The sequence below is a fragment of the Thiohalocapsa sp. ML1 genome, from assembly GCF_001469165.1.
Lineage (GTDB): Bacteria > Pseudomonadota > Gammaproteobacteria > Chromatiales > Chromatiaceae > Thiohalocapsa.
On sequence record NZ_JABX01000037.1, the window covers coordinates 1 to 22,911 of the forward strand.

The following is a 22,911-nucleotide window of genomic DNA, read 5'->3' on the forward strand; positions in this document are numbered from 1 at the left end:
ACTGATGCGGAGCACTCGCCGAGCGCTTCGGTATGTGTTCTTTCTCGCCCCGGTTGACGTTCTTCGCCGCGGCGCCCATCCATATCGGTTACAACAGGCGCCATCGACAGCACTTGGACAACCGCATGAAGAATTTTCTGGAATTGATCCGCAATTGCCTCAGCGATATCCGCGAGATCATGCCCTGGGATCTGGAAGAACGCCTGGCCGAGAACCCGGATCTGCTCGTGGTGGACGTGCGCGAGCCCTATGAGTTCGACGCGATGCATATCGCGGGTTCGATCAACGTGCCGCGCGGCATCCTGGAGTCCGCCTGCGAATGGGACTACGAGGAGACCATCCCGGAGCTGGTGCAGGCACGGGGGCGCGAGGTCGTGGTCGTTTGTCGCTCCGGCTATCGCAGCGTGCTCGCCGCGCACTCCATGCAGGTGCTGGGCTACGAGCACGTCGCCTCGCTGCAGACCGGCCTGCGCGGCTGGAAGGACTATGAGCAGCCGCTCATCGACGCCAAGGGACGCGACGTCGATCTCGACGACGCCGATGTCTACTTCACCCCCAAGCTGCGTCCGGAGCAGCAGCGCCCGAGCGGCGGCGCCGCTTGAGCCAGAGCCCTCGGCGGCGCCGCACCGAGCGCGGTCAGGCGCTCGGTGCGGTCAGGTAGGCAAGGTTGCCTTCGGTGAATGGCATGGGTGCGATGCCGAGCGCCGCCAGCCCGTCCTCGGTGCAGGTGTTGCCGCTGAGCAGCATGGTGAGCTGATCGCGGGTCACCGGGAACCACTCGAAGCGGCCGAGCACCGATGCCACCGATCCGACCACCAACACCGGTGCGGGCAGCATCAGCTTCTTCTTGCCGGAGGCGCGGGCGATGGTGGTGAGGATCTGCTTCCAGCTCACCGCGGCCGGGCCGCACAGCTCGTAGGTCCTACCAACGGCCTCGGGGCTCGTCAGCGCGGTTGCGAAGGCGGCAGCGACGTCTTCCGCGTGCACCGGCGCGAGCAGGAAACCACCCGGGTCCTTGGGCAGCACGCCGCCGTAGAACAACGGCGCCGGCATTGGGCTGTCGATCAGCTCCTGCTTGAGCTGGGTGCAGAATTCCATGCGCCCCTGCGGCGGGCCGAAGATTACCGACGGCCGGAAGATGGTCCAGTCGAGGCTTGATGCCTTAAGGGCCTCTTCGGCGGCGAGCTTGGTGGTCTGGTAGGGCGTTTTGGCCTCATCGACGCCGTTCGCGCTCATGAGCAGAAAGCGTTTGACGCCCTGCGCCTCGGCGACGGCGACGGTCCGCTCCGCCCCGCGGCGTTGCAGGGCATCGAAGGTGATACCGCGGCTCGGCACCTCGCGCAGAATGCCGATGAGATACACCGCCGCGTCGCAGCCGGTGAGACATTCCCGCAGCGCGCTCTCGTCCGCCACGTCCCCCGTCACGGCCTCGACGCCCGTGAGCGGCGGCAGCTTGCCCTCGCTGCCCGGGCGCGTGAGCACGCGCATGCTGTGGCCGTCTGCCGCGAGCCTGTCGAGCAGATAGCTGCCGACGAATCCGGTGCCGCCAATGATGCCGATCTTCATGAGGTCCACCTGCCTTTGTTGCTCTGCCCGCGCGCGACCGCGCGCCCCTGGTGACGCGGGGCCGCGGTCACGTCGCCCCCGTCAGGTAAGGAAGTGCGGTGCCTCGCGGCGATTTCCAGCCCCGGCCTGGGCGTCGGCCGGTTGGTTTGAACGGGCTACAGGGGCGCTTGAAGATGGTTTGTCCAGGTATTCGAAGTCATTGGTGTTGGTTGTATATGTTTCGTCCGCCGTCATGTCCATTGCCCCGAAGCCATCGATGGAGCAATCAGCCATGTCTCAACGCGACGCCAAACACTATCTCATCGTCGGCGCCAGCTCCGGCATCGGTGCGGCCCTGTTGCAGGAACTGGTGGAGCGCGGCGATCGCGTCCTGCACCTGTCCCGACACCCGGAGCACGCGCCCGACCTGCCCGGCACAGAGGGTCACCGCTGGGACGCGCTGACCGAGCCCTTTCCGACGGCGGTGCTGCCGGAGCGGCTCGATGGCGTCGTCTACTGCCCGGGCGGCATCCGGCTCAAGCCCTTCGAGCGGCTCAAAGAGCAAGACTTCAACGCGGAGTGGGAGCTGAACCTGCTCGGCGCCGTACGGACGTTGCAGGCCGCATTGCCGGCGCTCAAGCAGAGCGATGCGGGCGCGGTGCTCTTGTTCAGTACCGTTGCGGTGCAGACCGGGATGCCGTTCCATGCCGCGGTGGCCGCGGCGAAGGGGGCGGTGGAGGGGCTCACGCGCTCGCTCGCGGCGGAGCTCGCACCACGCATCCGCGTCAACGCCATCGCGCCGACGCTCACCGATACGCCGCTGGCGGAGCGGCTGCTCGGCTCCGACGACAAGCGCCGGGCGGCGGCGGAGCGCCACCCGCTGAAGCGCATCGGCACGGCGGCGGACATGGCGCGAACGGCTGTCTGGCTGCTCGGGGAGGCGAGCGCCGTGACGGGGCAGGTGGTGGCCGTGGATGCCGGGCTGTCTCGGCTGCGGCTGTTCTGACCGGACTCCGCCCGGGGCAGCGCTTGGCGCTTTCGGGGTGCAGGCGGTGCGCGCGGGCGTGGTTGGGGGCGCCGGATTCCGAGAGCCAAGGCGTGCGGTTTCGCTCAGGTGCCGGTGGCGCGCAGGGCCTGGGCCGCACCTTCTCTACCCAAGCTCTGAATGCGCTGGCGGCGGAGCTTGGTCTTGAGGCCCGCGAAGGCCGTGTCGATGGCCTGCTCGGCCTTTTTCTGCGCCTCGCGGACGATGATCTGGCGTTTGGCGGACAGCGTGGCTACGAGCTCGCAGCGGACGCGGTGACCGCGCAATTGATCGAACTCCTCGGCGATGCGGACTTGCAGATCAAGGGGCTGGTCCGGTGTCGCGCTTTGCAGGTTGTCCGCGTGCTGGTTGATTCGGCGGACGAGCTTGCTGTCGAGGGCAAGCGTATCTCCGGTGATGCGTACGCTCATTCACTACCTCATTGTGATGCGGAGGGAGATCCCCGTCGCAGGGCGCGGCGCGCGGTGCACAGAGCACGCAGGGCCGCGGTTGAAGGATCGGCCGCCGGGGAGGGCGGCCGGGGATGGTTGTTGCGCACCGGACGGGGAAGGCCGAACAGCGGCGGCTGCCATGCGCACGCCGGAGCCGGGTCCACCGCGTCGGCGGTGACCGGGGCAGAGGCTCGGCAGACGTGCTCGTCCGGCACCAGTCATTGGCTGTCCTGTGGGAATGGCTCGGCGGAAGTGCGCCATGGTCTTGACCATCGGGCAGCGGCAGTGCCCGCGCTGGTCGAGGTACTCGGGAGCAAAAACGGCAAGGCCAGCGCGGCCGGGTCGGCTGCCGCAGCGAGAGGCAATGCGTCGGTCCAATCACCGACCGCCGCGGCTGCACGGGTCACGTGCGCCGGTGGCGTGCTAGTCGGAGTGGGCAGGCTGCGAGTGGGGGGCGCTCGGGTGGTGCCTGCCGGACCTGATGCACGAAATGTAGCACAACTCTTCCGCGGCGTCTCAACCCCATCCGCGTTGCTTGTCTCAAATTGCTTATCTCACGAACTCGGTCGGCGCTACGTCGTCATCCGGCGCGCGGGTTTCAAGTCGGCGCTGCGTTGCAATCCAGCGTTGCAATCCAGCGTTGCAATCCTGCATGGTGACCAGCGCCCGCGGCGGGTGACATCGGGCGCAGGCGCGGTGATGCATCGGGTCATCTCCGAATGCGTGCCTGCTCAAAATGCGTGCCTGCTCAAAAAGGGGAGCGCTTGGGGCCGGGTTTGCGTGCATCGCGGCATCGGTGCGAACCAATGTCCCTGCCCGCGGCTGTTTGAGGCATGGCGTGAATGCGATGTCGTTAGTGGGTCAGTTTCTCATGTCGCCTGACGGTGCGGTTGCGGCTCGCGAGCCGCGGCGAGTCGTCGTTGCGGCATTTGGGCGATGGTCGCTGTGCGTTGTGGGCGGTCGCCGCGCGGCCTTGCCGTGTCCGTGTCCGGTCCTTCGGTGCGAGCCCCGATGCGCTGCTGCCCGCATGTTCCCGGGCGGGAAAATACCATGACTTTCGGCGGGTAGAACCAGGACGGGCAGGCTGAACTTTTCGTGCTGGCGGCGGCTCAAAGCCGTCGAGCTTCCATGAAGCTCTCTGACTCCTTGTCGTGTTCCCCCGCCTTCGGGCGGGGTTTTTTTGGCCCGTGCGCGTTCTGCGCCGCCAACGGGCTATCCTCCGCGGCTGGCTCGGGGCCGGTAACACGACGACATGCCCGAAGGCGACACCATCCACAAGCTCGCAGTGTATCTGGATGCTGCGCTGGCGGGCCGCGTCGTCACGGCGGTACGGCTGCATCCGGCGTTCGGGGCCTCGGCGGGCGCTCGGCGGGTGCTGCGGGTCACCAGTGAGGGCAAACACCTGTTCCTGACCTTCGACGACGACACGGCGCTGCGCAGCCATCTCGGCATGTACGGCGCCTGGCACAGGTATCCGCGCGGGGCGGACTGGCGGAAGCCGCGGCGGCAGGCGTCAGTCGTAGTGAGCACCGAAACGGACGACTTCGTCTGCTTCAACGCGAAGGAGGTGCAGTGGCTTCGAAGGTCCGGCTTCCAGCGCGCGGACCAGGCCGCGCGGTTGGGCGCTGACCTGATCCGCGACGCCGTGGCGCCGGCCGAGCTGCGGCGGCGCGTCGCCGCCTTTCTCGCGCCCGACACCACGCTGGTGGACCTGCTGCTCGACCAGCGCATCGCCGCCGGCATCGGCAACGTCTACAAGTCGGAGGTGCTGTTCCTGGAGCGGCGCGCACCGCTCGCGCGCATCCGCGATCTGGACGACGCGGCCCTGCTCGCGCTGTATCGGCGCGCCGCTGCGCTCTTGGGCGAGAATCTGGGCGGCGGCGCCCGCACCACGCGCTTCGTGGCCGATGGTCGCGGCCGGCTCTGGGTCTACGGACGCCGCGATCTGCCGTGTTTTCACTGTGGGACGCCGGTGCGCCGGGCCGTGCTTGGCCGACAGCCGCGATCGACCTATTGGTGTTCGGTGTGCCAGGGCTAGCGAGGCAGAGCCTCAGGCCGACCGGGGCACCGAGCGCTGTCGCGCGCAATCCGGTCGTCGCGGCAGGGGAGACGAGGGCCGAGGGCCGAGGGCCGAGGCGGGCTCCCTTGGCCCTTGGTCCTCGGCCCTGCGCGCCGGCGCCATGAGCGCCCATCGCCACGGCCCCGGCGAGTGGCTCAGCCTGTTCGCGCTGACGGCGATGTGGGGCTCGTCTTTTTTGTTCACTAAGCTTGCGGTGAGCGCGCTGCCGGTGGAGTGGGTGGTCACGGCGCGGCTCGGCCTCGGCGCGCTGGTGCTGGTCGGGCTCGCCTGGCTGCTGCGCCAGGCGGTGCCGCGTGGGGTGCGGCTGTGGTTCTTTTTCGGCCTCATCGCCGTCCTTGGCAACCTGCTGCCGTTCTCGCTGATCACCTGGGGGCAGCGGTTCATCGACAGCGGGCTCGCCGGCATCCTGATGGCAATCATGCCGCTCGCCACACTCGGGCTCGCGCACGTCTTCGTGCCCGGCGAGCGCCTCACTGGCAATCGGGTGCTGGGCTTTCTGATCGGCTTCGCCGGCATCGTCGTGCTGATCGGCCCGGAGGCGCTGCTCGCCGTCGGTGGCGACCGCGGCCCGCTGTTGCCGATGCTCGCGGTGCTCGCCGGGGCGCTCAGCTACGGCACGTCCGCGATCCTGGCCCGGCTCAAGCCGCCGAGCCATGCGCTGCCGACGGCGGCGGCGACCACGGCGCTGGCCGCGCTGTTGTCGTTGCCGCTCGGGCTCGACACCTGGACCGGTGCGCGCCTCGCCGATGCGGCAGCGGCGCTGACGCCAGCGGTGCTCGGCGCTGTGGGGTTCCTGGGGCTCTTCTCGACCGCGACGGCGATGGTGATCTACTTCCGGCTCATCCGCACCGCGGGTCCGTCGTTTACGTCGCAGATGAACTACCTGATCCCGCTCTGGGCGGTCGGCATCGGCATCTTGTTTCTCGATGAGGAGCCGACGGCCGGTCACCTGCTGGGGCTGGTGCTGATCCTGTCGGGAATTCTCTGGTCGCGGCGGACGCCCAAGGCGCGCATCGGCGCTGGTTACTCGAACAGGTCTCTAAAGGCCTTGGCAAAGCGCTTGTAGGCGTCCCAGCCGTCCTTGTCCATCACTTGGTCGATGACCCAGCGGTTCTCTTCGGCGTCGCCCATGAGCTGCTGGATCTCGAAGCCCAGGTGGCGCAAAAAGCCGTATGAGGGGCCGTCCTTGTCCACGGTGAGCTCGGCGTACTCGGCGGAGCGCTCGTTGAGTCGCGCGATGAAGGGCGAGCCGTAGTCGCCGGGGCCGAGCAGGTCCTGGCTGTTGTCCTGCACGTGCTCAAAGCACTTCTTGGCAAAGGCGGTGATGAGCTCTCGGCGCTGGTCGTCGTCGAAGCGCCGATGGGCGAGCCGGTCTGCGATCTGCACGAGGAAGATCACGTATTCCTGGATTACCAGCATGCGCTGGGCGTCGTCGCGGTAGACGAAACGCTCGCAGTGGAGCGTGATGGCCTTGTCCGTGGCGATGCGGAAGGCGATGAAGGCCAGCGCGCCGCCGACGTCGGCGAGCGAGCGGTCGACCTCCTCGTTCTGCCAATGGCTCTTGATGCGCAGCGCCATGGTGCTGATTCTCCTGTGGTGCGTGACTATCAACACGCGCACGTGGGGGCGGCGGCGCGGCTGCGCAAAGGCGCCGACGCGCGGTACGAGGGATTTGCTGAGGGAACGCTTGAACTGCTTTCGTTTTGCCCGACAATTGCACTCAGGAATAGGTTCGTCCGCGGGACCGCGCGCAGCCGTTGTGGTCGATCGCCGTGCCCCGCCAGCCCCTGAGGTCGCCGGCATGCAGCCCCATGAGATCGAAACCCTCACTGATGCGGTGCAGTACAACTGCGACGTTTCAGATGCCAGACACGGCGCCGACTTCTCGCTGTGCGTGTACCTGATGAAGATGCGCGAATATTACCGCTGGCAGCGCAAGCTCCCCTACGGCGCGCCCCTCGCCAAGGACGACGTGGGCGACTGGCTCGCGGCCCGCGAGGAGCTCTGGGAAGGGCTGGAAGACGCGGAGCTCAAGCCCTTGTCCATCCATGGGCGCGATTACGACCCCTTCGACGCCGCCGCCATCAACGCATCCCTGGCCGACGAGGGCTTGGTCTACAGCAGCGGCCTCGGCAACCGCGCCAAGCCGCATTTCTTCCTGGGCCGGCTGGCGCGGCGGGTGCGCCGTGGCGGTTACACCGTCTTTGTTGCCGCCGGCGAGTACGCCCGGGATCTCGCCGCGCCGCCGGCGATGACGCTCGGCAACAGCATCTTCCTGCGCCGCGAGTCGCTGCGGCGGATGCTTTGGGAAAAGTTCGAAAGCTGGCGCTGGAACCGCCCGGACAACGCCCTGGGCCGCGCCTTCACGTGTTACGACTTCGACGGCGATCTGGAAGGCGCGCTGGACGCCATGACCGACCGCGAGATCGACAACGCGCTGCTGCACGAGCAGGGCGAGTACGAGGCCGGCCGGCTGCTGGGCGACGCCGCCTGGAACGCGATGGTCGCGGACCTCGTGGGCACGCCGGCGGAGCTGGCAGCCCGTGCCGTGCGCGATCATCTCGCCGATGCGTTGGTGACCCTGCCGAAGCTCGCCGAGCGCGCCGACGCCCCGGCGCTGCACTTCTACGTGGGCAACCTGAACAACATGCGCAAGCACCTATTCCCCGGACTCACGGCCGCATACGATGCCTGGCGCATGGGCGAGGGCACCTGGCCGCTGGCGCAGCTTGCCGCGGTGGCGCGGTCCCACTGGCTAGCACTCGGCCACGACATGCTGGCGCGGCATCGCGCGGCCGACGAGGACACCGACGACCTCGCGGACGCGCTGCGGGAGCTGGCGGAGTCGCGGCAGCTCTACGGCGTCGAATAACAGCTCCGGTGCCCGACGCGCCAGCGCCGCACGCCGTCGGCGAGCGCAGAGTCGAGGATGAGGGGCAGGTTGCCCTTCGCCCCGCACCGCCCGCGGGTCAAGGGAGCACCTGCAACCGGGCGATTCAGGAACCCATCCAGGATGCCGAGGCTGGCCTCGGAACGCAGCAGCCGCTGCATCGCCCAGTCTGAGCCGATGCGCTTGCGGTTCGGCATCGCCGGCATTCCAGGGGTTGGCTCGGAATCGATCGGCTTGGCGGTCCGATTCAGCCCGGCCGAGCCGCGAATTCCACCTTGTCGTAGAGCTCGCCGAGTATGAGCTCGGCGTCGAAGACGGCGAGTGGGATGCGCTCGGCCGGGTCGTCGAGCGCCAGCATTTTCCAGGTGCCGTCCGGCTGGCGTACGAAGAGCTCCGCCTGCACGCGCTCCTGCGAGAGCAGCAGGTAAGCCTGCAGGCTCGGCAAGGTGCGGTAATGCGCGAATTTGTCGCCCCGGTCGTAGGCCTCGCTGGACTCCGACAGCACCTCGACGATCAGCGTGGGGTTGGTCACCACGTCGCGGCGGTTGTCGTGGAACGCGCGCTCGCCGCAGATCACCATGGCGTCGGGGTAGGTGCCGACGTTGTCGGCCTCGATACGGACCTTGAGATCGCTCGGGTAGACCCGGCAGGGCTTGCGCTTGAGTGCGTTGCCGAGCTCGCGGACGACATTGGCGACGATGAGGTTGTGCTGCTCCGTCGCGCCGGTCATCGCGAAGACCTCGCCGGCGACGAATTCGCTGCGCTGGTCTTCGGCGGCGCGCTCGATGGCAAGCCAGTCCTCGAAGGAGAGCTGTGGCACGGGTTGGGCTGTCATGTTGCGCCTCCGTAGTCGGGGATGTCTGCGCCGGAGTATAGCGTCGGGCGCGGGAATCTCGGTCGGCAACGGCGTGCTCATGGCATGGGTTCCGGCCGCGTCAGGTGCCGGCGCGGTCCTCTAGGCGCTGCACGCGGACCTTCAGATCCTTCATATCATCTTCCAGGATGTCGACGTGGGCGCGTTGGTGCGCCGTCGCGGGACATCGGCGGTGTCAAGGATCGTAACCCAACCAATCGGCGCGATGATGCTGCTTGCTTTGTACTCACATCGGACGCACAATTTTGCCCAAATCCCAGCCGAGCCGACCCGAGCGATGCCCCAAGCAAGCACCAAAGAACGTCGACTGAACATCCGCTGCGACGAGCAGACCCGGGCCTTGCTGGATCGGGCTGCCGGCCATGCACGCGTGACCCTATCCGAGTTCGTGCTGTCGAGGGCGGTTCAGGCGGCCGAGCAGGTGGTGCGAGAGCGCGAATCCATCAGCTTGCCGGAAGCGGACTTCACTGCATTTCTGACCGCATTGGATGCGCCGGCGGAGCCGAGCCCGGCGCTGCTCAGGGCCGCTCGGCGTCATGCGGCGGACGTCGAATCAGCGTGACGCGGTTCCGCATCCGGTCGCTCGACGACAAAGTCGACAGGGCAGGCTTTCAATGTGGGACGGTGCAACCGGATGCGTACATTCGTCGCTACGCTTCACAGGATGTCAAACGCGGCGTCGCTCGGGTCTTCGTTGCGACGCCGCGGGAGACGCAAGACCGCTTGGCCGGCTTCTACACCCTCAGTGCCGGCTCGGTCCGATGCGAAGACCTGCCGCAGGAGCTTGCACGCAGGCTGCCGCGCTATCCGGTCCCGGTGGCGCTACTGGGCCGACTGGCCGTTGACGAGTCGTTTCAGGGGCGTGGGCTCGGCTCGATGCTGCTGTTCGACGCCTGCCGCAAGGTGGAGCAGGCCAGCGCGGTGCTCGCGGTCACCGGCCTCCTGGTGGATGCCAAGGACACCGCGGCAGCGGAGTTTTACCGGCACTTCGGCTTCGTGCCCATGCCCGGACAGCCCGGACGCCTGCTGTTGTCACGGAAGGTTCTGCAGCGAGTCGCTGCGAGCTCAGCCTGACAGTATCCGGGCGCAGCCGCTTCTCGATCGGCAACCTCCGCGTGTGCGCACGCTTTCCTAGTCGGGAAATCGCAGCCGATCGTGCGGCGTCTACACGTGCGTTGCGCCCGTCTGCACCGCCGGCTCTCCGTAGCGGGGAATCCTTCGGATAGGGCGACGGGGGCAGATTCGTCAGGCGCCTGCGCGATCCTCCAGGCGCTGCACGCGGACCTTCAGATCCTTCATGTCGTCTTCCAGGATGTCGACGTGATGGGTGTGAAAGCGCTCATGCCGGGCCTGATCGAGCGCGATCTGGCGCATGAACTTGCCGAGATCCAGCAGGCCGTGCTCGACGTTCTCGAGCCTCGCGTTGGTCTGGTCGAGCCGCGAGTTGGTCTCGTCGAGTCGCTGCATGAAATCGGTGCGCAGATCGCGAATGCCGTCGCGGATCTCGCGCAGGATCTCGATGGTCAGGTCGCTGTTTGTCATCCTGGCTCCCATTGCGTCTTGGCGTCGTCGCGCGAGACCTCGCCCGCGCTCATCTCTAAGGATCGTAGCCCAGCACCGGCGAGAGCCAACGCTCGGCCTGCTCCAGCGTCATGCCCTTGCGGGCGGCGTAGTCCTCCACCTGATCCTTCTGGATGCGGCCGACGCCGAAGTAGCGCGAGCTCGGGTGCGAGAAATACCAGCCGGAGACGGCCGCCGTCGGCAGCATCGCGAAGCTCTCGGTGAGGGTCAGCCCGATGCGCTCGTCGGGCTTGAGGATCTGCCACAGCGTGCCCTTCTCGGTGTGGTCCGGGCAGGCGGCGTAGCCCGGCGCCGGGCGGATGCCGGCGTACTGCTCGGCAATCAGCGCGTCGTTGTCGAGCTGCTCGCCGGGCACGTAGCGCCACAGGTGCGTGCGCACGAGCTGGTGCAGGCGCTCCGCGAAGGCCTCGGCGAGGCGATCAGCCAGCGCCTTCAGCATGATGCTGTGGTAGTCGTCGTGGTCGGCCTCGAAGCGCGCCACGTGGGCGTCGATGCCGATGCCGGCGGTGACGGCAAAGGCGCCGATCCAGTCCGGCGTGCCGCTGTCCGCGGGCGCCAGGTAGTCCGCGAGGCAGAGGTTCGGCTGGCCCTTGGCGGCGGAGCGAAGCATCTGCTGGCGCAGCATGTGCAGATCGGCGAGCTTGTCGCTGCGGGACGCGTCCGCATAGACGGCGATGTCGTCGTCACCGACGCTGTTGGCCGGGAAGAAGCCGCAGACGCAGGCGGCCTTGAGCCAGCGCTCCTGCACGATCTGCTCCAGGAACGGCAGCGTGTCGTCGAAGAGCTTGCGGGCCTCCTCGCCGACGACCTCGTCATCCAGGATGGCCGGGTACTTGCCCGCCAGCTCCCAGGCGTTGAAGTACGGCGACCAGTCGATGTAGCGCTTGAGATCGTCCAGCGGATACTCGTGGATGGTGAGGATCACGCCGTCGCCGGCACGCTCCACCTTGATCTTCAGGTCCAGGCCCTCCGGCAGGGCGGGCTGGTCGTCGAGGATGGCGGGACGCGGCGGCGCATAGGCGGCCCAATCGACGGGCACCTTATTGGCGCGCGCCGCGGACAGGGCCATGGACTTGCGCGCGCTGCCCTTGGCCTCGCGCTCGACCCGGAGCTTGTCGTATTCCGCGGCGATCTCCGCGACATAGCGCTCCCGCTGGGTCTTGCTCAGCAGGTTGCTGACCACGCCGACGGCACGGGAGGCGTCTACGACGTAGATGGTCGGCGCCGCGCGCTGCGGGGCGATCTTCACCGCCGTATGCAGCTTGGACGTCGTTGCGCCGCCGATCAGGAGCGGCATGTCCATGCCCTGTCGCACCATCTCCTTGGCCACGTGCACCATCTCGTCGAGCGACGGCGTGATGAGGCCGGACAGGCCGATCATGTCGACGCCCTCCTCGCGGGCGCGAGTGAGGATCGTCTCCGCGGGCACCATGACGCCCAAGTCGATGACCTCGTAGCCGTTGCACTGGAGCACGACGGCGACGATGTTCTTGCCGATGTCGTGCACGTCGCCCTTCACGGTGGCGATCAGGAACTTGCCGTTGCTCTTGCCCGCCTGGCCGGAGGCGGCCTTCTCGGCTTCGAGGTACGGGAACAGGTAGGCCACCGCCTTCTTCATGACGCGGGCGGACTTCACCACCTGCGGCAGGAACATCTTGCCGGCGCCGAACAGGTCGCCGACGACGTTCATGCCGTCCATGAGCGGGCCTTCGATCACCTCCAGCGGCTTGTCGGCAGCCTGCCGGGCGGCCTCGGTGTCCTCTTCGATGAAGTCCGTGATGCCCTTGACCAGCGAGTGCTCCAGCCGCTTCTCGACCGGCCAACTGCGCCACTCCTGGTCCTCCGTCTTCTCGGCGACGGCGCCGTCGCCCTTGTACTTGGGCGCCAGATCCAAGAGCCGCTCGGTGGCGTCGTCGCGGCGGTTCAGGATCACGTCCTCCACCGCCTCGCGCAGCTCGGCGGGCAGGTCGTCGTAGATCGCGAGCTGGCCCGCGTTCACGATCCCCATGTCCATGCCCGCCTGCACGGCGTGGAACAGGAACACGGCGTGAATCGCCTCGCGCACCGGGTCGTTGCCGCGGAACGAGAAGGACACGTTGGACACGCCGCCCGAGATCAGCGCGTTCGGCAGCGTTTGCTTGATGCGGCGCGTGGCCTCGATGAAGTCCACCGCGTAGTTGTTGTGCTCCTCGATGCCGGTGGCGACGGCAAAGATGTTCGGGTCGAAGATGATGTCCTCGGACGGGAAGCCGACCTGCTCGGTCAGTATCCGGTACGCCCGGGTACAGATCTCGATCTTGCGCGCCTGCGTGTCCGCCTGGCCCACCTCGTCGAAGGCCATCACGATCACCGCGGCACCGTAGCGCCGGCAGAGGCGCGCCTGCTCGATGAACTTCGCCTCGCCCTCCTTCATGGAGATGGAATTGACGATGGGCTTGCCCTGCACGCATTTCAGCCCGGTCTCGATGACCTCCCACTTGGAGGAGTCGATCATCACCGGCACGCGCGAGATGTCCGGCTCCGCGGCGGCCAGGTTCAGGAACCGGCGCATGGCTTCGACGGCGTCGAGCAGGCCCTCGTCCATGTTGACGTCGATGACTTGGGCGCCGTTCTCCACCTGCTCCACGGCCACCGACAGCGCCGTGTCGTAGTCGCCCTCCTTGATCAGGCGCCGGAAGCGCGCGGAGCCGGTGACGTTGGTGCGCTCGCCGACGTTGACGAAGAAGCTGTCCTTGGTGATGTTGCAGGGCTCCAGGCCCGAGAGCCGGCAGGCGGGCTCGATGGTCGGTGCCTGGCGCGGCGCCATGCCGGCGACGCCCTCGGCGATGGCCTTGATGTGATCGGGCGTGGTGCCGCAGCAGCCGCCGACGATGTTGAGCCAGCCCTGGCGCGCCCAGTCCACGACCTCCTCCGCCATCTCCTCCGGCCCCAGGTCATAGCCGCCCAGCTCGTTCGGCAGGCCGGCGTTGGGGTGGGCCGACACGCGGCACTCGGCGATGCGGGCCAGCTCCTCGACGTACTGGCGCAGCTCCTTCGGCCCCAGCGCGCAGTTGAGCCCGATGCTGAGCGGCTCGGCGTGGCGCAGGCTGTTGTAGAAGGCCTCCGTGGTCTGGCCCGTCAGCGTGCGGCCGGACTGATCGGTGATGGTGCCCGAGATCATGATCGGCAGTGTCACGCCGTCCTGATCGAACACCTGCCACACCGCGAACAGCGCGGCCTTGGCGTTCAGGGTGTCGAAGATGGTCTCCACCAGGATGATGTCGGCGCCGCCCTCGATCAGGCCGCGGGTGGACTCGGCATAGGCCGTCACCAGGGTGTCGAAGTCGACGTTGCGAAAGCCCGGATCGTTCACGTCCGGCGAGATGGACGCGGTGCGGTTGGTCGGCCCGAGCACGCCGGCGACGAAGCGGGGCTTCTCGGGCGTGCTGTAGCCGTCGGCGACCTTGCGGGCGAGGCGGGCGGCGGCGACGTTGATCTCGTAGGCCAGCTCCTCCATGCCGTAGTCGGCCATGGCGATGCGGGTGCCGTTGAAGCTGTTGGTCTCGATGATGTCCGCACCGGCGGCCAGGTACTCACCGTGGATGTCGGCGATGACGTCCGGGCGGGTGAGCACCAGCAGGTCGTTGTTGCCCTTGAGGTCTCGCGGCCAGTCCGCGAAGCGCTCGCCGCGGTAGTCGGCCTCCTCGAGCTTGCGGCGCTGGATCATGGTGCCCATGGCGCCGTCGAGGATCAGGATGCGCCGGCTAAGGTGCTGGTGGAGGAGGGCGGTGCGGTCGGTCATAGCGTTACTGCCGTGGGGTTGGCGCCGGCGGGTGCGAGGGGCCGCGGCGGTTCGTCAGCGAATTGTAGGCACGCGGCGTGCCTGATGGCGCCGCGCCGGGCTCGTTCGGTTCGGCGCGCGCCGGGAAGCCGGCGGCGATGCAAACGCTGCGACCACCACCGCGGGCGGCGGCCGGATGGAGATGGTTTCTCAGCGCTCGTCTGCGTCGTCGGGCTCGGCGGTCGCGGGGCCGCTTGCGGCTTGCCGCGCCTTGGGAAGATAGCGAGGGCTCTGCTCGTGGCCGTTCCAGATCACGGGCTGCTCCAACCACTTCTGGATGAAGGCCCAGGACGCCCGGTAGCCGTCGTGATTCAGGCTGCAGGCGGAGCAGTCCTTGCGCCGCAGGCCGTGCTTGTCCTCGAACACCAGGTACGGCCCCGGGCACTCGTACGCGATGAGCGGACAATAACAAAACAGGCAGTTGAATTCCCGCTTGACACCCTTGTGGCAGGGCAGGAAGGGGCATTCGTGGTTGGTGAAACCCTTGAAAGCCTCGTTGTTTGTCGTGTCTTTTGGTTGCATGGGCAGGGGAAGGGCCGAGGGCCGGGGAAATGCCGAGATCAGCCTCGCAGGTAAGGCCGCTGTCGGAACCGCCAAGGGCCGTGTCGGCACCGCCTGCCGGCAAAAGGGTCAGCGGGCATCCTTACCAGCCCGCGATCCCAAGGCGCAAGCTCCCTGTCGCGTTGACCGCCGGGCGGTCACCGGCTAGCCTCGCCCAAGGAAGTTCCTTACCGACCACGGCTGCACCATGATCACAAGCAAGCTCACGAGCAAGGCCCAGACGACCATCCCGCAGCCGGTGCGCGCGGCGCTGCACCTCGAGGCCGGCGACGAGCTTGAATACCGACTCGAGGAAGGCCGCGTGATGCTCACCAAGCGGTGGGCCGAGCCCGTAGACGACCCCTTCCACACCTTCGATGAATGGCATTCGATGAATGGCATTCGGACGCGGACGCGGCGGCCTATGCCGATCTCTGACGCCGAAACGCGCCTTCGTCAGGGCGATGTCGCGAAGATCGCCACCATCGAGGCCCGGCGACCCGCCGACGCGGCAACGTCGGCAGGCCCTCAAGGCTTGGCAAGCTGATCGCTGACGACGCGGTTCAGGCTCACGTTCGCCTCCGCCGCCCGGATCGCCAGGCGTCGGTGTAGGTCGGGCGTGACCCGCACCTGGAAGCGCCCCGAATAGTGCCGATCCGCGATGGGGGTCGGCGGCGCCTCGCCGCCGGCCAGCATGTCCGCCACGACGTCGGCGACCAGCGCGCCGATGCCGCGGAGCGCGCCGACCTGGGTCTCGTCCAGGTGCGACAGGCTCGGAAACTCCGCGCAGAGGCCGACGAATTCCCGGTCCTCCGCCGACCAGATCACGCGATAGGTGTAGTGCTGCGGGTCAATCATTGTCGAGCTTGTCTATTGCCGCGAGTACCTGTCGGACCTGGTAGGGCTTGGCCTTGCCCTGCCGGTCTTGGATATTGACCCTGGGGTCGCCCGGCCATGGTGTCTTGAAGATCAAATGGCTGCTGGTCTGCCGCGGCTCCCCGAAGAAGTGCTCGCACAGCTTGCGCAGCTCGGCGAAGCGCAGAGTCGCCGGGTTCTCCCTAGCCTTGCGCAAGATCTTCTCGATGCCGTCCATCTTCATGAGCATAGTTGCACTATTGACACTGGGCAACCTATCGCGGCGGTCGGATGAACCGCTGTCACGCGGCGCTGGAGCGCCGGTGCCATCAAGCCGACGCAATCCATACCACCAAGCTCAGCGGTCGCATCGCGGCGTCGCCTGCGCTAGCCTGTTGCGAGAGCCGTTCGGGCGCCGCATGCGCCTGACGACCACCCGAGCGCAACCCCAGCGAGGCAAGCCGATGGAAGCCCGCAAGCTCTACACCGTCGCCGATCTGCTCGCCGAGCCCGACGAGCGCGTCGAGCTCATCGACGGCGAGATCGTCCGCCGCCCCATGGCCCGTGGCGAGCATGGTATGGCGCAAGGTGCCGCCCGCGAGGAGCTCGGAACCTTCAACCGCAAGTCCGGCCCGGGCGGCTGGTGGATCGCCACCGAGATCAGCGTCGCCTACGAAGCCCACCAGTGCCCGAGCCACGACCTCGCGGGCTGGCGCAAAGAGCGTATGCCGGAACGCCCGCGCGGCGTGGTGGAGCTGACCCCGGACTGGGTCTGCGAGATCGTCTCACCCGGCCACGAGCGCAAGGACACCCTGACCCTGTTGTTGCTGCTCCAACGCCACCGCGTGCCCTACTACTGGCTCATCTGGCCGGAGGATCGCACCCTGGTCGTCTACGCGCTGGAAGGCGACACCTACCGCATCGTCGCGACCCTCACCGCGCCGGACGACACCGCGGAGCCGGTCAAGCTGCCGCCCTTCGAGGCCACGGCCATCGATGTCGGGTACATCCTGGGCGGTTGATGCGACATTGCGCTCAACGGGCACGCGCCAACGCCTGCGCCAGGTCCATCGCGTCGTGCAGTACGCGAATCACCTGCACGACTCCCCAATGCCGGGCGCTGTGATCGAGGGCTTGGCGGATATCCCGGCGGGCAGCCGCCGAGATAACCAGCCGGGTCATGCCGCCGGCCTGTCCGACGGCGGCTCGCGGTCGATGGCGTCGAGGTAGGCATCGACGTCAGCCGCGCTCGCGAGCGTCTCGAAGCGCCCCGCTGCCAGGTCCGCGATGCCCTCGGCGACGGCCCGGTGCAGGGCATCCAGCCGGGCGGCGTCCTCCGCCTCGCGCTGCTCCAGCAGGCGCAGACCGGCGCGCAGCACCTCGCTCGCGTTCTGGTAGCGACCGCTCGCGACGAGATCGCCGATGATGCCGTCCTGGTGATCGGTCAGAACAACGTTGCGTGTGGGCATGGCTTGGCTCCGTTGCTGACTACGACTGTGTGACAGGTCCCGAGGTTACGCAGCGTCGGCAGAATTCAGGTGGTCCTCTGCGTTGATCGCTGCGAAGCCGATGCTGGCGTTTGATGTGCAGCCGTCCCGCACCAGTGCTATCGTGCCTTCGTTCTGCACGATAACCGAAGGATTCCGTGATGAGCACGACGGCAACCTCGACGATGGTGAAGATGGTCGGCAGCAACGGCCAGATCTCGCTGGGCAAGCAATACGCCGGCCGGCAGGTGCTGGTGGAGGAGCAGGAGCCCGGCGTCTGGCTGGTGCGCACGGCAACCGTGGTACCGGACAACGAACGCTGGCTCTTGCAGCCCGAGGCCGCCGCTGATCTTGAGCGCGCTCTCGACTGGGCGAGCGCAAACCCGGCCGATGATCGTGCCACCGACCGGGTGCTGAGCAGGCTCGCCGAGGACGATGCCTGAAGACGGCGCCAAGGTCCGCCTGGATCTGAACAACCCTGTCTTTCAGGAGGGTCTGTTCGGCCTGCAAAAGGCTGACCGGCAGGCCGCGCTTGAAACGCTCAACAAGCTGCGGCGGCTGACCTGGGATCAGGTCTATCGGGACGCCGGCCTCAAGTGGGAGAAGATCGCCAGCGTCGAGCCGCCCCCCGGCATCGCCGCGCTGTATTCGCTGCGGATCACCCGGTCAAGGCGCGCAACGGCCTATCGCGAAGGGGCGTTCATCCGTTTGCTCAGCATCGCGCCGGATCATGACAGTACCTACGGAAAGCGGTAGACATAGCGCCGTCAGCCTGGCTTCGCCGTCGGCGCCAAACGACGCCGCGACAGGCCTGCTCGACGGCATCCGCGCCGTCGCCGCGGATGTCGCTGCATGGCTGGCCTCGGTGTGGGATCTGCTGTGGGCTGCCGACACCTGGCGCCCGCTGCTGGACTGGCTTGCGGCGCGCTCCGGCGGCGTGGCCGATACGGTCATGGCGACCGCCTTCATCGCGTTCGTTGTCTGGGTTTGGTCCAAGCGCACCACATCGGCTGCCGGCGAGCCGGCTCCCGCTAGACCGGGTGCCGATGCGGGCACCGCTTCCGAGCCGCAGGTGCGGGCCGACGCGGGTGCTTGCCTCGTCGATCAGGCGACCCGGATCCGGGCGCAGCAACTCCTGTGCGAGCTGCCGGGCTGGCGCGAGCCGCGATCCCGGCAGCGCATCATCGGCAACGCCTTGGGCGACGGCCATCCACTGCTCGACGAGATCCCGCTCTCCGGCAGCGCGAAGGACGCGGCACACGCCGTGATCCAGGCCTGCGCGCCTCCCGCCGGTTTTCACAAGGATGCGAAGCCGCCGCTCTGCATGCTCGTCGATGCCATCGGGCGCGATTTCCCCGGCGATCCGCGGCGCGACGCCGAGGTCCGCGAGCTGCTGCGCTTGCTCGGCTGCAACTGATCGCATCCGGCGACCGCGCCCGCTGCCGCCAGGCGGCGCGGTTGGACTGCGCGTCGGCTAGAATGCAGCGATTATTCGACGCACAGGGCGCACACGGGAGCGATGCCAAAGGATGCCATCCTCGACGATGCCGTTCTCCGAGACCTGCAGTCCCTGCTCGTGCTCTTGCCGGTCTGGCAGCAGGAAGGCCCGCGCCGGGGCTTTGCCGAGTGCGCCCTGGGCACGCGGCACCCGGTGCTGGACGAGATGACCTGGGCGGGCGGCGCCAGAGACGCCGCCTGGGAGCTGGTCCGCCATTGCAGCACGCTCCGCACGCCGGTCGCGCTCCCCGGCGGCCCGCCGCTGCCACCCCTCTGCGCCCTGCTCGCCGAGGCCCGCGAGCGCTACGCCAACCACGCCGACGCGGGCCCGCGCATCGCGGACCTCGCCGCCCGGCTCGGCTGCCCCGGCTTCGAGGTCCAGCCGGATTGGGACCATGAGCCCTATCCCGGCATGGCCGCCTTCGACCACACGCAGGCGCCCATCTTCTTCGGCCGCGAGACCGAGACCGGCGAGCTGCTCGCCAAGCTCCAGGGCAAGCAGGGCCGCCGGCTAGTGCTGGTGACCGGGCGCTCCGGCTCCGGCAAGTCCTCGCTCGCCCGCGCCGGGCTCTGGGCGAGCCTGCACGACGCCGCGCGCACACCCATCGCGGGCTCTGCGGATTGGGTCATCAGCCCCATGAAGCCGGCGGACGAAGGGCTGTCCGACCCCTTCAGAACGCTGCTGCTGGGGCTCCGCGAAGCCGAGCCGCGGGTGCTCGGGCTGCGCGACGGCGGGCAGGAGGCCCGTGCGCTGCGGGATGATCCGCAGGCATTCGCGGACCTGCGCACGCGCGTGCTCGCCGGCCGGCCGCAGCACGCCGAATGGCTCTTGATCATCGACCAGTTCGAGGAGCTGTTCACCAGCATCGACAAGGCGCTGTCCGCGCTGTTTCTGGACCGGCTCACCGCCGCGCTGCACCTGGACCGGTTCCGCGTCGTCGCCACCGTGCGCTCGGACTTTCATGACGCCTGCATCGCCCACCGCGGCCTGCGTGCCGAGATGAACCACGACGGCAGCCAGTACCACGTGGACGCCCCGGACACGGGCGCGCTCGCGGCCATGGTGACCGGGCCGCTCGCGCGCAAGCTGCGCCCGGAATCTCGCGCCGAGATGGACACGGACCTGGCCCGCCGGCTGGTGCAGGACGCCGCCGGCCAGCCCGGCAGCCTGGCGCTGCTCGCCTTCGCGCTCAAGGACCTCTACGACCGCTGCCGCCGGGAGCACGCGGCCGGCCTGCGCGAGCAGCCGCGCATGTGCCTGACGGACTATCTGCCGCCGCCGGATGCCGGCGCAGCCGAAGCCGCAGCCGAAGCCGAAGCCGCGGCCCCCGCCCCCGCCGTCTCCGGCCTGGACCGCATCATCCGCGACCGCGCCGAGAAGGCCGCCGCCGTCGTCGGCGACGAGGCCGAGCAGGTGCTGCCGCGGGTCTTCAGTCGCCTCCTGACCGTGCAGGCGGACGGTGCCGCGACCCGCAAGCGCGAGGATCTCTGCCATTGGGACGACGATGCGGATGCACGCAAGCTCGTCGACGCCCTGTCCGCCACGGACACGCGCCTGCTGGTCAAGGGCGCGGCGCGGACCCAGGCCCTCGACGCGCCCCGCACCGAGCCCGACGCCCCCGCCGGCCGCGTCGTCGAGGTCGCCCACGAGGCCCTGTTCCGCGCCTGGCCGGCGCTCGCGGACTGGATCGGGCGCCGCAAGGAGGCCCTGATCCGCGCCCCGCAGGTCCAGCGCGACGCCCGCCGCTGGCATGCCGAAGGGCGGCGGGACAAGGACCTCCCCACCCACATGCTGGACGACCTGCGGCGGCTGTTCGACGCGGCGGAGCTCTGGCCGGGCCTGGTCAAGGACGAGCCGCTGGTGGCGCACTACCTGGCGCACGACGACGCAGCGGAACTGTTTGCGCTGACGCTTGAAGCGCACACGGCAGGCGACGCGGATGCCCGCGGCCACCTGCTGCACACCCTGACCCGCTTCGAGCGAAAGGCGGAGACCCTGACCGAGCTGGTCCGGCAACTGCGTGAGCGCGATGCCGAGCAGGGCAGCGACATCGCCGGCTGGCTGCGCGCCGGCATCGACATCGACGCCCTGTTCGCCGGCCCCGACGCCGAGCGCTGGTACCGGCACCGGGTCGCCGTCGGCGACCTGCTGGACGCGCTGGGAGACGACCGCGACGGCATCGGCGTCGATGCCGACGGCCTGCCGGCCATCGCCTGGTGCGAGGTGCCGGCCGGCGAGCTCATCTGGCAGGACGGCGAGCAGCGCACCACCGGCGCCTATCGCATCGCCCGTTATCCCATCACCAACGCGCAGTACCGCGCCTTCGTCCAGGCCGACGACTATGCCGATGACGCCTGGTGGCCGCGCGACAAGTACACCGCCTACGAGCACAAATGGACCGCCGGCAATCGCCCGCGTGTGGCCATGAACTGGCTGGAGGCGGTGGCCTTCTGCCGTTGGCTGACCGCGCGACTGCGTGCGAGGGGCGATCTGACCGACCAGCAGGAGGTCCGCCTGCCCACGGAGCTGGAGTGGGAGAAGGCCGCCCGCGGCATGGACGGGCGCGAGTTTCCCTGGGTGGGTGAGTACACCAGCGGCGCCGCCAACGTCGACGAGACCGCGGAGAACGACGGCCCACTCAAGCTGAACGAGACCACGGCCGTCGGGCTATACCCCGGCAACCGCTCCCCGTATGGCCTGATGGACTGCGCCGGCAACGTCTGGGAGTGGTGTCTGAACAAGTTCGACGACCTGGAGGATGTCTCGCTGGATGGCGACGAGATGCGCGCGGTGCGCGGCGGGTCCTGGGACCTTCAACGGGCCGCGTCGCGTGCCGCCTTTCGCAACCGCGACCTCATCGACGGCAGGAGCAACACGCTGGGTTTCCGCGTGTGCTGTGCCGGCCCCATCCGCTGATCGCTGCATCGCTGTCCGCTGATCGCTGACGTCCGCGTCGCTGTCTTCACCGCGCGCAGCGCGGTCACGCGCGATTTTTCGGATGAGCACTTAAAGTGTTCGCTCTGGGGCTCGCGTTGGTGCTCGCCGTGGCCTAGGCTGAGCGCAGCCGGTGGAACCGGTGGGGTGCCCCGGCATCGGCGCGCGGTGCGCGGCGGGTCCTGGAACAATCAACAGGCCGCGTCGCGTGCCGCCTTTCGCAACCGCAACAACATCGACAACAGGAACAACACGCTGGGTTTCCGCGTGTGCTGTGCCGGCCACATCCCCCTTTCCCGACTCAGGGTCCGACAGGCCTTGTCGATTACGGTTGGCTAGATATCTCTGATCAAGTTGCGGAGGGTTGGTGGAGGGATGGCGCGGGTGCGTCCCGTCCGCACGGCCGCCGAAGCTCGGCGCGCTGGGTGACCAGCAAGGCCGTCGGACGCATACCAAACCGAGGCGCCGCCACCGGGCGCAAGCCCCGTGGCGCCTCACCATCCGACTGCCGCGGTCTGCCGGCTTGCGCCAGCCCGGCTTCGATCCGTGACGCTCAATCAGTCCGTTTGGCTTGATGCGAGCTCCTCGCGCAGCACCCGACGCAGGGTCCGCTCCAGTTGCTCGCTTTGCTGCTGGCCGCGCATGTGCTCCTTCACCGTGCGGCGGGCTCCAACCACCGGCAAGGCGCCGCTGGACCACTATCCGCTGATCGCCGGCGACCCGGCGCAACTGTTTGAGCGGATTGCCGTCGGCTTCGGACGCGGCTACAGTCCCCCGATGCAGCAACCGACTTGGTCCATCCGTTGTCACCCATGAAGACCCTGACCCTCGAGATCGACGAACGCGCCTATCCGGGCCTGCTGGACTACCTGCGCGGTCTGTCGCCGGAGCAGTACCAGTTGTTCGACGACGACGACGCCTTGGGCGAGGCCGAGTTGTCGCGCATTCACGCCCTGCGCCGGCAGCTCCAGGCGGGCGACGAAAGCGAATTTGAAGACTGGAAGGACGTTCGCGATCGCCTCTGATGGCGGCTTACCGCCTCAAGCTGCACAAGGACGCGGTCCGCTTCCTGCGCCGGCTGCCAGCGCCGCGACGGCATCAGGTGCGTGCGAGGCTCGACCTGCTGGCGCTGGACCCCCGCGATGCAACCCGCCTGGATGTTCAACCCATGCGCGGCGAGCCTGGGCTATACCGCCTTCGGGTCGGCAAGATCCGCGCAATCTACGAGATCCAGGACGACAGACTGGTCGTGTATGTGCTCATCATCGGCAACCGTGGCGACGTGTATAAGCGGGGGACGTGAACGGCGATCGCCGTGCGCTTCACCGGGC

Annotated in this window: 28 protein-coding genes; 15 read left to right on the forward strand and 13 right to left on the reverse strand. The window is 68.3% G+C overall.

Annotated features, from left to right (window positions below):
- Positions 1 to 125 precede the first annotated feature (125 nt).
- On the forward strand, positions 126 to 602 hold the full coding sequence (locus ML01_RS19680) for a rhodanese-like domain-containing protein (RefSeq protein WP_058557163.1): 477 nt from the start codon (positions 126 to 128) through the stop codon (positions 600 to 602).
- Positions 603 to 636: 34 nt separating this feature from the next.
- Here the strand turns inward: ML01_RS19680 and ML01_RS19685 are convergent, their stop codons facing one another.
- Both ML01_RS19685 and ML01_RS29720 read right to left on the reverse strand, forming a co-directional pair.
- Positions 637 to 1,566: an NAD(P)H-binding protein gene (locus ML01_RS19685; protein WP_058557164.1), complete on the reverse strand. Its 930-nt coding sequence runs from the start codon at positions 1,564 to 1,566 to the stop codon at positions 637 to 639.
- 81 nt (positions 1,567 to 1,647) lie between these two features.
- On the reverse strand, positions 1,648 to 1,839 hold the full coding sequence (locus ML01_RS29720) for a hypothetical protein (protein WP_162268068.1): 192 nt from the start codon (positions 1,837 to 1,839) through the stop codon (positions 1,648 to 1,650).
- On the opposite strand from ML01_RS29720, the gene ML01_RS19690 reads away from it, so the two are divergent.
- The gene (locus ML01_RS19690) at positions 1,838 to 2,551 is read left to right on the forward strand and encodes an SDR family NAD(P)-dependent oxidoreductase (protein WP_058557102.1); all 714 of its coding nucleotides are present in this window, start codon (positions 1,838 to 1,840) and stop codon (positions 2,549 to 2,551) included. The two genes, ML01_RS29720 and ML01_RS19690, sit on opposite strands and share 2 nt — an antisense overlap.
- A gap of 104 nt (positions 2,552 to 2,655) precedes the next feature.
- Here the strand turns inward: ML01_RS19690 and ML01_RS19695 are convergent, their stop codons facing one another.
- Positions 2,656 to 3,000 carry an HPF/RaiA family ribosome-associated protein gene (locus tag ML01_RS19695; RefSeq protein ID WP_058557103.1) on the reverse strand — a complete coding sequence of 115 codons (345 nt, stop codon included), beginning with the start codon at positions 2,998 to 3,000 and terminating at the stop codon, positions 2,656 to 2,658.
- A 1,273-nt stretch (positions 3,001 to 4,273) separates the two neighbouring features.
- Between ML01_RS19695 and ML01_RS19700 the strand changes: the two genes are divergently transcribed.
- Both ML01_RS19700 and ML01_RS19705 read left to right on the forward strand, forming a co-directional pair.
- Positions 4,274 to 5,059 carry a DNA-formamidopyrimidine glycosylase family protein gene (locus ML01_RS19700; protein ID WP_058557104.1) on the forward strand — a complete coding sequence of 262 codons (786 nt, stop codon included), beginning with the start codon at positions 4,274 to 4,276 and terminating at the stop codon, positions 5,057 to 5,059.
- Between the two features lie 142 nt (positions 5,060 to 5,201).
- Positions 5,202 to 6,167: a DMT family transporter gene (locus tag ML01_RS19705; protein WP_058557105.1), complete on the forward strand. Its 966-nt coding sequence runs from the start codon at positions 5,202 to 5,204 to the stop codon at positions 6,165 to 6,167.
- Here ML01_RS19705 and ML01_RS19710 read toward each other — a convergent pair.
- A complete protein-coding gene (locus tag ML01_RS19710; RefSeq protein ID WP_058557106.1) occupies positions 6,125 to 6,679 on the reverse strand; it encodes a hypothetical protein in 555 nt (184 codons plus the stop codon). The genes ML01_RS19705 and ML01_RS19710 overlap by 43 nt on opposite strands.
- Positions 6,680 to 6,902: 223 nt before the next feature.
- Here ML01_RS19710 and ML01_RS19715 point away from each other — a divergent pair, with 223 nt between their 5' ends.
- Complete coding sequence (locus ML01_RS19715) at positions 6,903 to 7,973, forward strand: Sfum_1244 family protein (protein ID WP_058557107.1); 1,071 nt, start codon at positions 6,903 to 6,905, stop codon at positions 7,971 to 7,973.
- On the opposite strand, the gene ML01_RS19720 is transcribed toward ML01_RS19715, so the two are convergent.
- Together ML01_RS19720 and ML01_RS19725 are read right to left on the reverse strand one after the other, a co-directional pair.
- On the reverse strand, positions 7,958 to 8,188 hold the full coding sequence (locus ML01_RS19720; protein ID WP_156427868.1) for a hypothetical protein: 231 nt from the start codon (positions 8,186 to 8,188) through the stop codon (positions 7,958 to 7,960). The two genes, ML01_RS19715 and ML01_RS19720, sit on opposite strands and share 16 nt — an antisense overlap.
- 50 nt (positions 8,189 to 8,238) lie before the next feature.
- A complete protein-coding gene (locus tag ML01_RS19725) occupies positions 8,239 to 8,826 on the reverse strand; it encodes a Uma2 family endonuclease (RefSeq protein ID WP_058557109.1) in 588 nt (195 codons plus the stop codon).
- Positions 8,827 to 9,070: 244 nt separating this feature from the next.
- Between ML01_RS19725 and ML01_RS19730 the strand changes: the two genes are divergently transcribed.
- Together ML01_RS19730 and ML01_RS19735 are read left to right on the forward strand one after the other, a co-directional pair.
- Positions 9,071 to 9,427, forward strand: coding sequence for a DUF1778 domain-containing protein (locus tag ML01_RS19730; protein ID WP_254045324.1), 357 nt, complete (start codon positions 9,071 to 9,073; stop codon positions 9,425 to 9,427).
- Positions 9,428 to 9,489: 62 nt separating this feature from the next.
- The gene (locus ML01_RS19735) at positions 9,490 to 9,939 is read left to right on the forward strand and encodes a GNAT family N-acetyltransferase (protein WP_256363661.1); all 450 of its coding nucleotides are present in this window, start codon (positions 9,490 to 9,492) and stop codon (positions 9,937 to 9,939) included.
- A 171-nt stretch (positions 9,940 to 10,110) separates the two neighbouring features.
- Here ML01_RS19735 and ML01_RS19740 read toward each other — a convergent pair whose 3' ends face one another.
- The 3 genes from ML01_RS19740 to ML01_RS19750 all read right to left on the reverse strand — a co-directional run bounded on the left by ML01_RS19740 (position 10,111) and on the right by ML01_RS19750 (position 14,788).
- Positions 10,111 to 10,407, reverse strand: coding sequence for a hypothetical protein (locus ML01_RS19740; RefSeq protein ID WP_058557112.1), 297 nt, complete (start codon positions 10,405 to 10,407; stop codon positions 10,111 to 10,113).
- Between the two features lie 55 nt (positions 10,408 to 10,462).
- Positions 10,463 to 14,227 carry a methionine synthase gene (metH, locus tag ML01_RS19745; protein ID WP_058557113.1) on the reverse strand — a complete coding sequence of 1,255 codons (3,765 nt, stop codon included), beginning with the start codon at positions 14,225 to 14,227 and terminating at the stop codon, positions 10,463 to 10,465.
- A 189-nt stretch (positions 14,228 to 14,416) separates the two neighbouring features.
- Complete coding sequence (locus ML01_RS19750; RefSeq protein WP_058557114.1) at positions 14,417 to 14,788, reverse strand: cysteine-rich small domain-containing protein; 372 nt, start codon at positions 14,786 to 14,788, stop codon at positions 14,417 to 14,419.
- A 226-nt stretch (positions 14,789 to 15,014) separates the two neighbouring features.
- Here ML01_RS19750 and ML01_RS19755 point away from each other — a divergent pair, with 226 nt between their 5' ends.
- Positions 15,015 to 15,353: a type II toxin-antitoxin system PrlF family antitoxin gene (locus ML01_RS19755; protein WP_216819236.1), complete on the forward strand. Its 339-nt coding sequence runs from the start codon at positions 15,015 to 15,017 to the stop codon at positions 15,351 to 15,353.
- On the opposite strand, the gene ML01_RS19760 is transcribed toward ML01_RS19755, so the two are convergent.
- Together ML01_RS19760 and ML01_RS19765 are read right to left on the reverse strand one after the other, a co-directional pair.
- Positions 15,335 to 15,664, reverse strand: a complete 330-nt coding sequence (locus ML01_RS19760; protein WP_058557115.1) for a type II toxin-antitoxin system HicB family antitoxin — start codon at positions 15,662 to 15,664, stop codon at positions 15,335 to 15,337. The two genes, ML01_RS19755 and ML01_RS19760, sit on opposite strands and share 19 nt — an antisense overlap.
- Positions 15,657 to 15,899, reverse strand: a complete 243-nt coding sequence (locus tag ML01_RS19765; RefSeq protein ID WP_058557165.1) for a toxin HicA — start codon at positions 15,897 to 15,899, stop codon at positions 15,657 to 15,659. Before ML01_RS19765 ends, ML01_RS19760 begins: the two co-directional genes overlap by 8 nt.
- Positions 15,900 to 16,125: 226 nt before the next feature.
- Between ML01_RS19765 and ML01_RS19770 the strand changes: the two genes are divergently transcribed.
- On the forward strand, positions 16,126 to 16,683 hold the full coding sequence (locus ML01_RS19770) for a Uma2 family endonuclease (protein WP_058557116.1): 558 nt from the start codon (positions 16,126 to 16,128) through the stop codon (positions 16,681 to 16,683).
- Between the two features lie 13 nt (positions 16,684 to 16,696).
- Here ML01_RS19770 and ML01_RS29075 read toward each other — a convergent pair whose 3' ends face one another.
- Together ML01_RS29075 and ML01_RS19775 are read right to left on the reverse strand one after the other, a co-directional pair.
- Positions 16,697 to 16,843, reverse strand: a complete 147-nt coding sequence (locus ML01_RS29075; protein ID WP_156427869.1) for a hypothetical protein — start codon at positions 16,841 to 16,843, stop codon at positions 16,697 to 16,699.
- Positions 16,840 to 17,130, reverse strand: coding sequence for a type II toxin-antitoxin system ParD family antitoxin (locus ML01_RS19775; protein ID WP_058557117.1), 291 nt, complete (start codon positions 17,128 to 17,130; stop codon positions 16,840 to 16,842). The genes ML01_RS29075 and ML01_RS19775 overlap by 4 nt, the downstream gene beginning before the upstream one ends.
- Positions 17,131 to 17,309: 179 nt before the next feature.
- Between ML01_RS19775 and ML01_RS19780 the strand changes: the two genes are divergently transcribed.
- The 6 genes from ML01_RS19780 (at position 17,310) to ML01_RS19805 (ending at position 22,883) form a co-directional block, all read left to right on the forward strand.
- Positions 17,310 to 17,591: a hypothetical protein gene (locus ML01_RS19780; protein ID WP_058557118.1), complete on the forward strand. Its 282-nt coding sequence runs from the start codon at positions 17,310 to 17,312 to the stop codon at positions 17,589 to 17,591.
- A complete protein-coding gene (locus ML01_RS19785) occupies positions 17,584 to 17,904 on the forward strand; it encodes a hypothetical protein (protein ID WP_058557119.1) in 321 nt (106 codons plus the stop codon). The genes ML01_RS19780 and ML01_RS19785 overlap by 8 nt, the downstream gene beginning before the upstream one ends.
- Positions 17,879 to 18,565, forward strand: a complete 687-nt coding sequence (locus ML01_RS19790; protein ID WP_156427870.1) for a hypothetical protein — start codon at positions 17,879 to 17,881, stop codon at positions 18,563 to 18,565. Before ML01_RS19785 ends, ML01_RS19790 begins: the two co-directional genes overlap by 26 nt.
- A 102-nt stretch (positions 18,566 to 18,667) precedes the next feature.
- Complete coding sequence (locus ML01_RS19795) at positions 18,668 to 21,562, forward strand: SUMF1/EgtB/PvdO family nonheme iron enzyme (RefSeq protein ID WP_058557121.1); 2,895 nt, start codon at positions 18,668 to 18,670, stop codon at positions 21,560 to 21,562.
- 830 nt (positions 21,563 to 22,392) lie between these two features.
- Complete coding sequence (locus ML01_RS19800) at positions 22,393 to 22,605, forward strand: hypothetical protein (RefSeq protein ID WP_058557122.1); 213 nt, start codon at positions 22,393 to 22,395, stop codon at positions 22,603 to 22,605.
- Positions 22,605 to 22,883: a type II toxin-antitoxin system RelE/ParE family toxin gene (locus tag ML01_RS19805; protein WP_058557123.1), complete on the forward strand. Its 279-nt coding sequence runs from the start codon at positions 22,605 to 22,607 to the stop codon at positions 22,881 to 22,883. The genes ML01_RS19800 and ML01_RS19805 overlap by 1 nt, the downstream gene beginning before the upstream one ends.
- Positions 22,884 to 22,911: the final 28 nt, after the last annotated feature.